The sequence below is a fragment of the Micromonospora sp. KC213 genome, assembly GCF_004348325.1.
Classification (GTDB): domain Bacteria; phylum Actinomycetota; class Actinomycetes; order Mycobacteriales; family Micromonosporaceae; genus Micromonospora.
The window spans coordinates 56,866-68,748 of record NZ_SMKF01000011.1 but is presented as its reverse complement, the minus strand read 5'-3'; the positions used below and the strand labels follow the sequence as shown (position 1 = coordinate 68,748).

The 11,883-nt window shown below is 71.4% G+C and carries 11 protein-coding genes; 4 read left to right on the top strand and 7 right to left on the bottom strand.

Annotated elements, in window-relative coordinates:
• A partial coding sequence (locus E1166_RS05065) for a GDSL-type esterase/lipase family protein (RefSeq protein ID WP_132336207.1) occupies window positions 1–756 on the top strand: 756 nt, incomplete at its 5' end.
• A 62-nt stretch (window positions 757–818) separates the two neighbouring features.
• On the opposite strand, the gene E1166_RS05060 is transcribed toward E1166_RS05065, so the two are convergent.
• On the bottom strand, window positions 819–1,295 hold the full coding sequence (locus E1166_RS05060; RefSeq protein ID WP_132336204.1) for a helix-turn-helix domain-containing protein: 477 nt from the start codon (window positions 1,293–1,295) through the stop codon (window positions 819–821).
• A gap of 56 nt (window positions 1,296–1,351) precedes the next feature.
• On the opposite strand from E1166_RS05060, the gene E1166_RS05055 reads away from it, so the two are divergent.
• Entirely contained in the window at window positions 1,352–1,867 is a 516-nt protein-coding gene (locus tag E1166_RS05055) for a PaaI family thioesterase (protein ID WP_132270901.1), read from the top strand.
• 114 nt (window positions 1,868–1,981) lie between these two features.
• On the opposite strand, the gene E1166_RS05050 is transcribed toward E1166_RS05055, so the two are convergent.
• From E1166_RS05050 to E1166_RS05040, 3 genes are all read right to left on the bottom strand, one after another.
• On the bottom strand, window positions 1,982–2,920 hold the full coding sequence (locus tag E1166_RS05050) for an acyl-ACP desaturase (RefSeq protein WP_132336202.1): 939 nt from the start codon (window positions 2,918–2,920) through the stop codon (window positions 1,982–1,984).
• Window positions 2,921–3,039: 119 nt separating this feature from the next.
• Window positions 3,040–4,362 carry a histidine--tRNA ligase gene (gene hisS / locus E1166_RS05045; RefSeq protein ID WP_132336200.1) on the bottom strand — a complete coding sequence of 441 codons (1,323 nt, stop codon included), beginning with the start codon at window positions 4,360–4,362 and terminating at the stop codon, window positions 3,040–3,042.
• Between the two features lie 86 nt (window positions 4,363–4,448).
• Entirely contained in the window at window positions 4,449–5,168 is a 720-nt protein-coding gene (locus tag E1166_RS05040) for an MBL fold metallo-hydrolase (protein ID WP_132336198.1), read from the bottom strand.
• Between the two features lie 260 nt (window positions 5,169–5,428).
• On the opposite strand from E1166_RS05040, the gene E1166_RS05035 reads away from it, so the two are divergent.
• The gene (locus E1166_RS05035) at window positions 5,429–6,313 is read left to right on the top strand and encodes a peptidylprolyl isomerase (protein WP_132336195.1); all 885 of its coding nucleotides are present in this window, start codon (window positions 5,429–5,431) and stop codon (window positions 6,311–6,313) included.
• A gap of 58 nt (window positions 6,314–6,371) precedes the next feature.
• On the top strand, window positions 6,372–7,208 hold the full coding sequence (locus E1166_RS05030) for a peptidylprolyl isomerase (RefSeq protein WP_132268790.1): 837 nt from the start codon (window positions 6,372–6,374) through the stop codon (window positions 7,206–7,208).
• 149 nt (window positions 7,209–7,357) lie between these two features.
• On the opposite strand, the gene E1166_RS05025 is transcribed toward E1166_RS05030, so the two are convergent.
• From E1166_RS05025 to secF, 3 genes are all read right to left on the bottom strand, one after another.
• On the bottom strand, window positions 7,358–9,817 hold the full coding sequence (locus tag E1166_RS05025; protein ID WP_132336193.1) for a bifunctional (p)ppGpp synthetase/guanosine-3',5'-bis(diphosphate) 3'-pyrophosphohydrolase: 2,460 nt from the start codon (window positions 9,815–9,817) through the stop codon (window positions 7,358–7,360).
• Window positions 9,818–10,041: 224 nt separating this feature from the next.
• Window positions 10,042–10,608, bottom strand: coding sequence for an adenine phosphoribosyltransferase (locus tag E1166_RS05020; RefSeq protein ID WP_132336191.1), 567 nt, complete (start codon window positions 10,606–10,608; stop codon window positions 10,042–10,044).
• Window positions 10,609–10,698: 90 nt separating this feature from the next.
• The gene (secF, locus tag E1166_RS05015; RefSeq protein WP_132336189.1) at window positions 10,699–11,883 is read right to left on the bottom strand and encodes a protein translocase subunit SecF; all 1,185 of its coding nucleotides are present in this window, start codon (window positions 11,881–11,883) and stop codon (window positions 10,699–10,701) included.

The following is an 11,883-nucleotide window of genomic DNA, read 5'->3' as shown; positions in this document are numbered from 1 at the left end:
TCCCCCGCCGCCGGCCAACCGCCCAGCGCGATGGCCAGCCTCGGTGACTCCATCACCCGCGGCTTCAACGCCTGCGGGTGGTACGTCGACTGCACCTCGCGGTCGTTCAGCACCGGCGACCACGCCGCTGTCAACAGCCACTACCTGCGCATCCACGCGTCCACCCCGGCCATCCAGGGCCGCAACCACAACCACGCCCGCACCGGGGCGAAGTCCGCCGACCTGTCCGGCCAGGCCGGCAGCGCGGTCAGCCAGGGCGTCGGGTACGTGACGGTGCTGATCGGCGCCAACGACGCCTGCACCGGCTCCGAGTCCGCGATGACCCCGGTGAGCACCTTCCGGGCCAACATCGACAGCGCCCTCGGCCGGCTCAAGGCCGGTCTGCCCGACGCCCGGGTCGCGGTGATCAGCATCCCGGACATCCACCGGCTCTGGCAGGTGGGCAAGGGCAACGGCAACGCCCGCAACGCCTGGTCGTTGTTCGGCATCTGCCCGTCCATGCTGGCCAACCCGACCTCCACCGAGCAGGCCGACGTGGACCGGCGCAACCGGGTCCGGCAGCGGGTGGTCGACTACAACACCCAACTCGCCCAGGCCTGCGCCGCGTACGGCCCGAACTGCGACTTCGACGACAACGCGGTGTTCCGCTACCCGTTCGCCCTGAGCCAGGTCTCCACCTGGGACTACTTCCACCCGAACGCCAGCGGCCAGGCGGTGCTGGCCAGCGTCTCGTACGCCGAGGGCTTCGGCTGGTGACGCCCCGACCGGCGCGTGGCGGGTCACCGACCACGCGCCGGGTACCGGAAAGGTGGCCCGGCTCAGTCGGCGCGGCGGCGTGCCCCCGGGCCCGGTCGCGGCACCACGTCGCGGGGCCGGTTCACCTCGTGGCCCTCGGCGCACCGCAGGATGACCTGAACCTCGGCGTCGCAGCCCCGGTGTCCGACCGACAGCGCTGAGCCCTCCGGATCGGCCAGGTAGCGGTCGCCCCAGCCGAGCACCGCCACCAGCACCGGCCAGAGGTCGAGGCCCTTGTCGGTGAGCCGGTACTCGTGCCGCACCCGGCTGCCCGGCTCCTGGTACGGCGCACGGCGGAGCACCCCCTGCGCGACCAGGGCGGTTAGCCGGCTGGTGAGCACCTGCCGGGGGATGCCGGTACGCACCCGCATGTCGTCGAAACGACGGACGCCGTTGAAGACCTCGCGGAGCACCACCAGGGTCCACCGTTCGCCGAGGATGGCCATCGCGCGGGCGATGGTGCAGTTCTCCACGGACCAGTCCAGCGCTGCGGGTCGCATACCCACCAGGCTAGGTCTGATTGACAGACTCAGCAACGCGCTGTCAGGCTGAGTCCATGACCCAGACGCAGAACCCGACCCGCAGCCGCACCTTCTCCTGGTCCGACCCGGCGACGGGCGCGGCGCACGTCGGCCGGCGCGGCGGCCTGGAGCTGCTCCGCGCGATGATCGACGGCGAGCTCGACGTCCCGCCGATCATGCGCCTGATGGACATGGCCCGGATGGAAGCCGACGAGGGCAGGGTCGTGGTCGAACTGGTCCCGCAGGAGTTCCACTACAACCCGCTCGGCACCGTCCACGGCGGGGTGATCTCCACCCTGCTCGACACCGCCGCCGCCTGCGCGGTGCACACCACCCTGCCGGCCGGCGTCGGCTACACCTCACTGGACCTGAACGTGAAGTTCCTGCGCCCGGTGACCGTCGCCACCGGCACCCTGCGCTGCGAGGGCACGGTGCTGCAACGCGGCCGGCGCACCGCCCTCGCCGAGGCCCGCCTCACCGACGCCGGGGACCGACTGGTCGCCCACGCCACCTCGTCCTGCCTGCTCTTCCCCCTGCCCCCGCCCGCCTGACCCACCCACGACCGCACCGTCGCGGCCGGCGCGCGGCCACAGCCCGCCTCCGCCGGTACGAGCGGAGGCGGCACGGCCAGCGGGAGTGCCGGCGTGTTGCCGGGACACGGCAGGTCAGGCGCGGGCGGCCAGACGGGCGGCGCGGGCGTCCCGCTTCTCCTCGAAGCGGGACGCCGCCCGCTCCAGGTCGTCAAGGTGCCGGGCGACCTGCTCGCGGGCGGCCTCGCCGTCGGCGTCCAGACCGGTGACGTTGAAGACGTCCCACTGCCGCAGCACCGGTACGACCACCTCGTCGCGGTGCTGCCGCAGGTCGTAGATGCCGGCCAGGGCGATCGCCACCGACTTGCGGGTGAAGCCCTCGATCCCGGCGCCGGGCATCTGGAAGTCCGCCAGCACGTCGGCGACGGCCCGCATGGCCTGGCCCGGAGCCAGTTCGAAGGCGGCACCCAGCAGGTTGCGGTAGAAGACCATGTGCAGGTTCTCGTCCGCCGCCACCCGGGCCAGCAGCGCCTCGCAGGTCGGGTCGGCGGTGGCCCGGCCGGTGTTGCGGTGCGAGATCCGGGTCGCCAACTCCTGGAACGACACGTACGCCAGCGAGTGCAGCACCTCGTCGCCGTGCACGTTCTGGTAGCCGGCCGACATGTGCGTCATCCGGGCGCGCTCCAGCGCCACCGGGTCGACCGCGCGGGTCACCGTCAGGTAGTCGCGGATGGCGGTGCCGTGCCGCCCCTCCTCGGCGGTCCACCGGTGCACCCAGGTGCCCCACGCGCCGTCGCGCCCGAAGAGGGTGGCGATCTCGTGGTGGTACGAGGGCAGGTTGTCCTCGGTGAGCAGGTTGACGATCAGCGCGGTGCGGGCCACGTCGGGGATGGTGGAGTCGGTCTCCGTCCATGCCTCGCCGCCCAGCGGCCCGTCGAAGGTGCGTCCCTCGCTCCACGGCACGTACTCGTGCGGGAACCACTCCTTGGCCACGGCTAGATGCCGGTCGAGGTTCTTTGCGACCACGGGTTCGAGTTCGAGCAACAGTGCGGTCTGGCTCAGCGCAGCGGTCATGGCGGATCTCCCTACGGTGGCGTAACTTACGCCACCGTAAGTCGCCGTCGGCGTACGCGCCAGTAAGGTGCCGGGCCGCCGCCCACTTCGACGACGGCCCGGCACCCGGACGGACGACCTCAGCTCACCAACGGGGTCAGGTCCTCGCGGGGCGGCGTCCACTCCCCGGCCGCCGCGTCGACCTGCTCACCGGAGCGGATGTCCTTCACCTCGTCACCGTCGGCCCCCGGGAACCACACGTACGGGATGCCGCGCCGCTCGGCGTACCGGATCTGCTTGCCGAACTTGGCCGCGCTCGGCGAGACCTCGGTGGGGATGCCGCGGGAGCGCAGCGCCTCGGCGACCGCGTTGCTCGCCGCCCGCTCCTGCTCGGCGGTCACCGCGACCAGCACGCAGGTCGGGACGCTGCGGGAGACCGACAGCGCGTTCGCCCCGAAGAGCAGGCCGAGCAGCCGGGTCACGCCGATGGAGATGCCCACGCCCGGGAAGCGGGTCGTGCCAGCGCTGGCCAGGTTGTCGTACCGGCCGCCGGAGCAGATCGAGCCGAACCGCTCGTAGCCGGCCAGCTGCGTCTCGTAGACGGTGCCGGTGTAGTAGTCCAGGCCCCGGGCGATGCGCAGGTCGGCGACGCAGAGACCCGGCGCGTGTGCGGCGGCGGTCTCCACCACCGCGGTCAGCTCCGCGATGCCCTCGTCGAGCAGCGGGTCGCTCACCCCCAGGGAACGCACCGCATCGGCGAAGGAGGCGTCCGGCGCGGAGATCTCCGCCAGCGCCAGGCACGCCTTGGCCTGCGCCTCGCTCGCCCCGGCGGTCTCGGCCAGCAGTTCGGCCACCTTCACCGGGCCGATCTTGTCGAGCTTGTCGACCGCGCGCAGCGCCGCCTCCGGGTCGGCCAGCCCGACCCCCCGGTAGAAGCCCTCGCAGATCTTGCGGTTGTTGACCTGGATCCGCACCGGCGGGATCGGCAGCGAGCGCAGCGCGTCGCCGATCACCAGCGGCATCTCCGCCTCGTGGTGGGCCGCCAGGGTGTCCCGGTCGACGATGTCGATGTCGGCCTGGAGGAACTCCCGGTAGCGCCCCTCCTGCGGACGCTCACCCCGCCACACCTTCTGGATCTGGTAGCGGCGGAACGGGAACTGCAACTTGCCGGCGTTCTCCAGCACGTACCGGGCGAACGGCACGGTCAGGTCGAAGTGCAGGCCGAGGGCGTCGTCACCGGCCGGGCCGTCGGCGTCGGCCTGCAACCGGCGCAGCACGTAGACCTCCTTGGAGGTCTCCCCCTTGCGCAGCAGCTGGTCCAGCGGTTCGACCGAGCGGGTCTCCAACGGCGCGAAGCCGTACAGCTCGAAGGTGCGGCGGATGCGGTCCAGGACGAACTGCTCGATGATCCGCTGCCCGGTGGTCCACTCCGGGAAGCCGGAAATCGGCGTGGGCTTGCTCATGGCGTACTCCCTTGGCAGCCGCGCTGCGCGGCAGAGTCTCCTTGCGATCCCGCGCGGTCCACGCGGTGAGGTCTCGGGCGCGGCGGCTACAGACCGCGGGTGGGCGCCGCCGGTCGCCCGCCGTCCGTCCCCGCCACCTCGGCGAGGTACGGGTTGGTGGCGCGCTCGCGGCCGATGGTGGTCGCGGGGCCGTGGCCGGGCAGGACGATGGTGTCGTCGGCCAGCGGGAGGATCTTGTCCCGCAGGCTGGTGAGCATCGTCGGCATACTGCCGCCCGGCAGGTCGGTGCGGCCGATCGAACCGGCGAAGAGCACGTCGCCGGAGAGGCAGATCTGCTCGGCCTCCCAGGGCGAACCGGCGCCGGGCAACCGGAACAGCACCGACCCGCCGGTATGGCCCGGGGCGTGGTCGACGGTGATCTCCAACCCGGCCAGGGCCAGGGTCGCGCCGTCGGTCAGCTCCGCCACGTCGTCCGGCTCGGCGTACGGCAGCCGCCCGCCGAAGAGGGCGGTGAGGTCCATCGAGAGCGCCTTGCCCGGGTCGGCCAGCAGCTCCCGGTCGTCCGGGTGGACGTAGGCGGGAATGCCGCGTGCGCCACAGACCGGCGCCACGGAGAAGGTGTGGTCGAGGTGGCCGTGGGTGAGCAGCACGGCGGCCGGGTGCAGGCGGTGCTCGGTGAGCACGGCGTCGAGCCGGTCGAGCACCCCGATGCCCGGGTCCACCACCACGCACTGCTCCCCCGGCGCGGTCGCCACCACGTAGCAGTTGGTGCCTAAGGCGTCCGCGGGAAAGCCGGCCACGAGCACGTCCGCTCCCCTTCCGTCGAGTCGCCGTCCACCCGGCAGCCTAGTCGCCGGGCTGGCCCGACCCACCCGGCAGACCCACCCCGCTTTGTCCCGCCGGCCACAGTGACGCACTTTGATAAACCGCGGCGGGGCCTCGTACACCACTTTCCCAGCAGGTACCCGTACACTCTGGCGGGCGTGTGGCGTGGCGCACCTGCCCCACGACGGCCGCGACGGCCCGAGGCGCCGGTGACGACCAGGGTAGAGGAAGGGGAGCACGGGTGGCTTCCAGCAGGGACCGGCAGCGCAAACTGGCGCGGGCCAAGCTCGACCGGCAGTTGGCCCGGCGGGCCGCCGCCGCGCGGCGGCGTCGACAGATCCAGGCCGGCGTGGGCGCCACGCCCGTCCTGGCGCTGGTCGTGCTCGGGGCGGCGTGGGGTCTGGGCGCCTTCGACCGGGAGCCGAAACGGGACACCGCGCAGGAGACCTGCCTCTGGACACCCCAGGACGCCACCGCGAACACCAACCTCAAGGACGTCGGCACCCCGGCCACCACCGGCCTGCCCACCTCCGGCACCCGGCCGATGACCATCACCACCAACCAGGGCGGCCCGGTCACCGCCGAACTGGACCTCGCCGGTGCGCCCTGCGCCGCGGCCAGCATCGCCCACCTGGCCGGCCGGTCGTTCTACGACAACACCACCTGCCACGAGATCACCAGCGAGGGCGCGTTGCGTTGCGGCGACCCGAGCGGCACCGGCCTGGGCGGCCCCACCTACTCCTTCTACAGCGAGAACGTCCCCACCGCGCCCGAGGCGAGCCCGTCGGCCAGCCCGGCCCCCGGCCAGCCGCCGGCGTACCCGAAGGGCACGGTGGCCATGATCGGCAACCCGCCGGGCGCCAACGGCAGCCAGTTCCTGATCTTCTTCAAGGACTTCAACCCGCCCCAGCCGGCGTACCCGGTGGTGGGGCGGATCACCGGTGGGCTGGACGTGATCGAGAAGATCGGTGCCCTCCCGACCGTGGAGAATGGGGCCGGCGAGAAGGTCAAGCCGAAGACCGACGTGGTGATCCAGAAGCTCACCGTCGGCGAGCCGAACGAGGCCGCCCCGGCAGCGACGAGCCCGGCCTCGGGCGCCCCGTCGGCCAGCCCCAGCGCCGGCTGAACCGGACAGACCACCGAACGCGGTACCGACCGCGCAGATACGTCCAGGAGGAGTGACCGTGACGTCCACGAGAGAGCGGCAGCGCGCGGCGGCGCGGGCCAAGCTCGAACGGGAGATGGCCGAGCGCGCGGCCCGGGCCCGCAAGCGCCGGCAGACGCAGGCGATCGTCGGGGCCGGTGCGGTCCTGCTGCTCGTGGTCGCCGGCACCGTCTGGCTGGTGACCACGCTCGGCGGTGACGACGACAAGAGCACCCCGGCGGCGAACGCGTCCGCGTCGGCCGCCCCGGGCACCTGCGTGTGGAACGAGGTGCCGAAGGAGCAGCGCAGCCCCACGACGAAGGACGTCGGACTGCCGCCGGCGACCGGCAACCCGACCACCGGCAGCGAGACGATGACGGTCGAGACCGGCTTCGGCAAGATCAACGTCAAGATGGATCTGACGAAGTCGCCGTGCGCCGCGGCCAGCTTCAAGTACCTGGCGAGCAAGAAGTTCTTCGACGGCACGAAGTGCCACCGGATGTTCCCGGGCATGCTGCAGTGCGGCGACCCGAGCGCCAAGGGCAAGGGCTACCGCGAGACCGACGGCACCGGCGGCCCGTCGTACCGGTACGCCAACGAGTACCTGCCGACCAACGACCGGCCGGCGTACCCGTCCGGCGTGGTCGCGCTCGCCAACAGCGGCCCGGACACCAACGGCAGCCAGTTCTTCTTCATCTACCAGGACGTCCAGCTCAGCCCGGACTACATGATCCTCGGCAAGATGGACGACGCGAGCATCGAGGTCGTGAAGAAGGCCACCGCCGCCGGCCACGACGGCGCGTTCGACCCGAGCCCCGGTGGCGGCCACCCGAAGAACGACATCGAGATCAAGGCGCTGACGGTGTCGGCCTCCTGAGGTACCACAATGACAGCATTGGGGCGGCCGGCCGGCCGCCCCAATGCTGTCTCTCCTGGCGGACGATCAATCGGCCGTTCCTTGTCACCTCATCCGGCGGGGGCACGGTAACGCCCCCGGGCACCCATCGATGCGACAGAAGGCCGACGCTACGCCCCCGAGGTGACCCGGTAGGCGTCGAACACCCCGTCGACCTTGCGTACGGCGGCCAGCAGGTGGCCCAGGTGCTTCGGGTCGGCCATCTCGAAGCTGAACCGGCTCACCGCCACCCGGTCCCGGGTGGTGGTGACGGTGGCGGAGAGGATGTTCACCCGCTCGTCGGAGAGCACCCGGGTCACGTCGGCGAGCAGCTTGTGCCGGTCCAGCGCCTCGACCTGGATGGCGACCAGGAAGGTGGAGGCGGAGGTGAGTTTCCAGCTCACCTCGACCACCCGCTCGCTCTGCGCCTTGAGGTCCTCGGCGTTGGCGCAGTCGTCGCGGTGCACACTCACCCCGCCGGAGCGGGTGACGAAGCCGAAGACCGTGTCCGGCGGCACCGGGGTGCAGCAGCGGGCCAGCTTGATCCAGACGTCGCTGACGCCCCGGACCACCACACCCGGGTCGTGGCTGCTGGCCCGGCTGCGCGGCGGCCGGGTGGCGACGGCGGTCTCGGCGATGTCCTCCGCCGCGCCCTCCTCGCCGCCGTAGGTGGCCATCAGCTTCTGCACCACCGACTGGGCGGAGACCTGACTGTCGCCGACCGCCGCGTAGAGCGAGGCGACGTCGGCCAGGTGCAGGTCCCGGGCGATCGCCATCAGATTGTCCGAGGTGAGCATCCGCTGCAACGGCATGCCCTGCTTGCGCATCGCCTTGACGATCGCGTCCTTGCCGGCCTCGATCGCCTCCTCGCGCCGCTCCTTGTTGAAGTACTGGCGGATCTTGGTGCGCGCGCGCGGGCTCTTGACGAAGCCGAGCCAGTCCTGCGTGGGGCCGGCGGTGTCGGACTTCGAGGTGAAGATCTCGATCACGTCGCCGTTGGACAGCGTCGACTCCAACGGCACCAGCTTGCCGTTGACCCGCGCCCCGATGCACTTGTGCCCCACCTCGGTGTGCACCGCGTACGCGAAGTCGACCGGCGTCGACCCGGTCGGCAGCGGGATGACGTCACCCTTCGGGGTGAAGACGTACACCTCCTGGCTGGACAGGTCGAAGCGCAGCGCGTCCAGGAACTCGCTCGGGTCCGCCGCCTCCCGCTGCCAGTCCAGCAGCTGGCGCAGCCAGGTCATCTCGTCGATGTGCGCCGGCGGGCCGACGATCTGGGTGCCCTTGTGCTCCTTGTACTTCCAGTGCGCGGCGATGCCGAACTCGGCGGTGCGGTGCATGGCGTACGTGCGAATCTGCATCTCCACCGGCTTGCCGGTGGGCCCGATGACCGTCGTGTGCAACGACTGGTACATGTTGAACTTGGGCATCGCGATGTAGTCCTTGAACCGGCCCGGCACCGGCTGCCAGTTGGCGTGGATGACCCCCAACGCGGCGTAGCAGTCCCGCACGGTGTCGACCAGGATCCGCACCCCGACCAGGTCGTAGATGTCGTTGAAGTCGCGACCCCGCACGATCATCTTCTGGTAGATCGAGTAGAGGTGCTTCGGCCGGCCGGTGGTCTCCGCCTTGATCTTGGCGGCCTTCAGGTCGGTCTGCACCTTCTGCGTCACCTGGCGCAGCAGCGCCTCCCGCTGCGGCTGGTGCTCCCCGATCAGCCGGTTGATCTCCTCGTACCGCTTCGGGAACAGGGTGCCGAAGGCGAGGTCCTCAAGCTCCCACTTGATGGTGTTCATACCGAGCCGGTGGGCCAGCGGGGCGAGGATCTCCAGCGTCTCCTTCGCCTTCTGCTCCTGCTTCGGGCGGGGCAGGAAGGTCAACGTCCGCATGTTGTGCAGCCGGTCGGCCAGCTTGATGACCAGCACCCGCGGATCCTTCGCCATGGCCACGACCATCTTGCGGATCGTCTCCGCCTTGGCCGCGTCACCCAGCTTGACCTTGTCGAGCTTCGTCACGCCGTCGACCAGGAGGGTCACCTCCGGGCCGAAGTCGGCCCGCATCTGGTCGAGGGTGTACTCGGTGTCCTCGATCGTGTCGTGCAGCAGCGCCGCGACCAGGGTGGTGGTGTCCATCCCCAGGGTGGCCAGGATGGTGGCCACGGCCAGCGGGTGCGTGATGTACGGATCGCCGGACTTGCGGTACTGACCGGAGTGCCAGCGCGCCGCGGTGTCGAACGCCCGCTGCAACAGCCGGGCGTCCGCCTTGGGGTGGTTCTCGCGGTGCAGCGCGATCAGCGGCTCCAGCACCTCGCTGACCTGCGAGCTCTGCCAGGGCGCGTTGAACCGGGCCAGCCGGGCCCGCACCCGCCGACCGGTGGGTGCGTGGGACAACGCGAAGCCGGTGCTCGACGAGCCGTCGCCGTCGACGGACGGCAGGGCCGTCCCCGCGCCGGCGGGACCGGTCTCGGCGGTCGTGCCGTCACCCGTCACCCGGGCCGGCGGGTCGCTCCTCCGCTCGGTCACCGAGTTGTCAGCGTCGCCTGTCGGGTGCACCGTGCCCTCCACCGGAGGGACGACATCGTGGGACACCGGCCTCCTCACCGCTCGCCGGGAACGCGCCGACCGTCCGGTCGACGCCCTCTGCAACCGGCCCGTGGGCCGGCCTTGTTCCGCGCCGGCACCCTCGCCGGTGCGGTCCTCGCGCCGCCCGGACGGTCGCCCGTCCGCTCAGCAAAGGGCAATGCTACCCGTACGGCGGGGGCGGTGCCCCTCCGCCGGACGGACGGTGCCGCAGCCAGCCGGCAACCCGCCGGTCAAACGGTCAGCAGGGCATGGACACGACGCCCGGCGAGCCGTTCGCGCCCGCCCAGGAAGCCCAGTTCCAGCAGGACGGTGAAACCGGCGACCGTGCCGCCGGCCCGCTCCACCAGATCGAGGGTGGCCTCGGCGGTGCCGCCGGTGGCCAGCACGTCGTCGACCACCAGCACCCGGTGCCCGGCGGTGAAGGCGTCCTGGTGGACCTCCAGGGTCGCCTCCCCGTACTCCAGGGCGTACGACGCCGAGTAGGCCGGCCGGGGCAGCTTGCCGGCCTTGCGCACCGGCACCACACCCACACCCGTGGCGTACGCGATGGCCGCCGCGATGACGAAGCCCCGGGCCTCGATGCCCACCACGATGTCGAACGAGTCGCGCCCGTGGTGCGCGACGATCCCGTCGACCACCGCACGGAACACCTCGCCGTCGGCGAAGAGCGGCATCAGGTCCTTGAACATCACGCCCGGCTTGGGGAAGTCCGGCACGTCCAGCACCCGGCTGGCCACCAACCGGGCGACCTCCGGGCCGCTGTCTCCCCGTACCCCGGTGCTGTGGGTCTGCGTCACGGTGTTCCTCTCGTACGACGACGGCGTCCTTCCTGCCGTTGGCACAGCATGAAGGACGCCGTCGCAGCGTCGGTTACCCGGGTCGGTCGGTCAGCGACGCCGGCTGCCACCCGGCCGGTTGCCACCGCCGGACCGGCCGCCGCGGGCGGCGTTCGACCGCTTGCCGGCCGGCCGGGCACCCACCTTCGGCGTGGCGCCGGCCAGGGCGGCCTGCGGGTCGATCGTGTCGGCGTCGCCCTCGGCCGGCCGCGGCGCCCCCCTCGGGGTGATCTCACCGCGGGCGATCGCACCCCGCCGGGACAGCACCCGCTTGTTGTGGGCGGCGATCCGCGGCTCCTGGTTCTTCAGCCAGACCAGCAGCGGGGTGGCCAGCAGGATCGAGGTCAGGAACGCCACCGCCATACCGACGAAGAGCACCAGACCCAGGTCCTTCAGGGTGCCCGCGCCGAGCAGGCCGGCACCGATGAACAGCAGGCCACCGACCGGAAGCAGGGCGACCACGGAGGTGTTGAGCGACCGCATCAGCGACTGGTTCAACGCCAGGTTGGCCGCCTCGCCGTACGTCTGGTTGTTGTTGGCGGTGATGCCCCGGACGTTCTCCTGCACCTTGTCGAAGACCACCACCACGTCGTAGAGCGCGAAGCCCAGGATGGTGAGGAAGCCGATGATCGTCGACGGGGTGACCTCGAAGCCGACCAGCGAGTAGATGCCGGCGGTGAGGATCAGGTTCATGAACAGCGAGACGATCGCGGCGACCGCCATCCGCCACTCGAAGCGGATGATCAGGTAGACCGCCACGACGAGCACGAAGATGACCAGACCGAGCAGTGCCCGGGAGGTCACCTGCTGGCCCCATGCCTCGCTGACCTGGTTGCCGCTGATCTGGTCGGCGCCGATCCCGAACTCCCGGGCGATCTCCTCCCGGACCTCGGTGGCCTGCTCCGAGCTGAGCTGCGTGGTGCGCAGCTCGTAGTACTGGCCGCTGGTGCTGCCGACCTGCTGCGCGGTCACCACGTGGGCGTCGCCGGCCGTGGCGGTCAGCGCCTCACCGACCTTCGCCTCGGCCTGGTCCAGCGTGCCGACGCTCGCCGGCACCTGGAACGAGTTGCCACCGGCGAACTCGATGCCGAGGCTGAACTTGAGCGTCGCGAAGCTGAGGATCGAGATCAGGACCAGCACGCCGGCCAGGGCGAACCAGAGCTTGCGGCGACCGACGATGTCGAGCCCGGCCTCACCGCGGTAGAGCCGGCTCGCGAGACCACCTTCACCAGCCAT

Coding starts and splice junctions, on each gene's coding strand:
- E1166_RS05060 (WP_132336204.1), bottom strand. CDS start 1,295: ATGCGACCCGCAGCGCTGGACTGGTCCGTGGAGAACTGCACCATCGCC.
- E1166_RS05055 (WP_132270901.1), top strand. CDS start 1,352: ATGACCCAGACGCAGAACCCGACCCGCAGCCGCACCTTCTCCTGGTCC.
- E1166_RS05050 (WP_132336202.1), bottom strand. CDS start 2,920: ATGACCGCTGCGCTGAGCCAGACCGCACTGTTGCTCGAACTCGAACCC.
- hisS (WP_132336200.1), bottom strand. CDS start 4,362: ATGAGCAAGCCCACGCCGATTTCCGGCTTCCCGGAGTGGACCACCGGG.
- secF (WP_132336189.1), bottom strand. CDS start 11,883: ATGGCTGGTGAAGGTGGTCTCGCGAGCCGGCTCTACCGCGGTGAGGCC.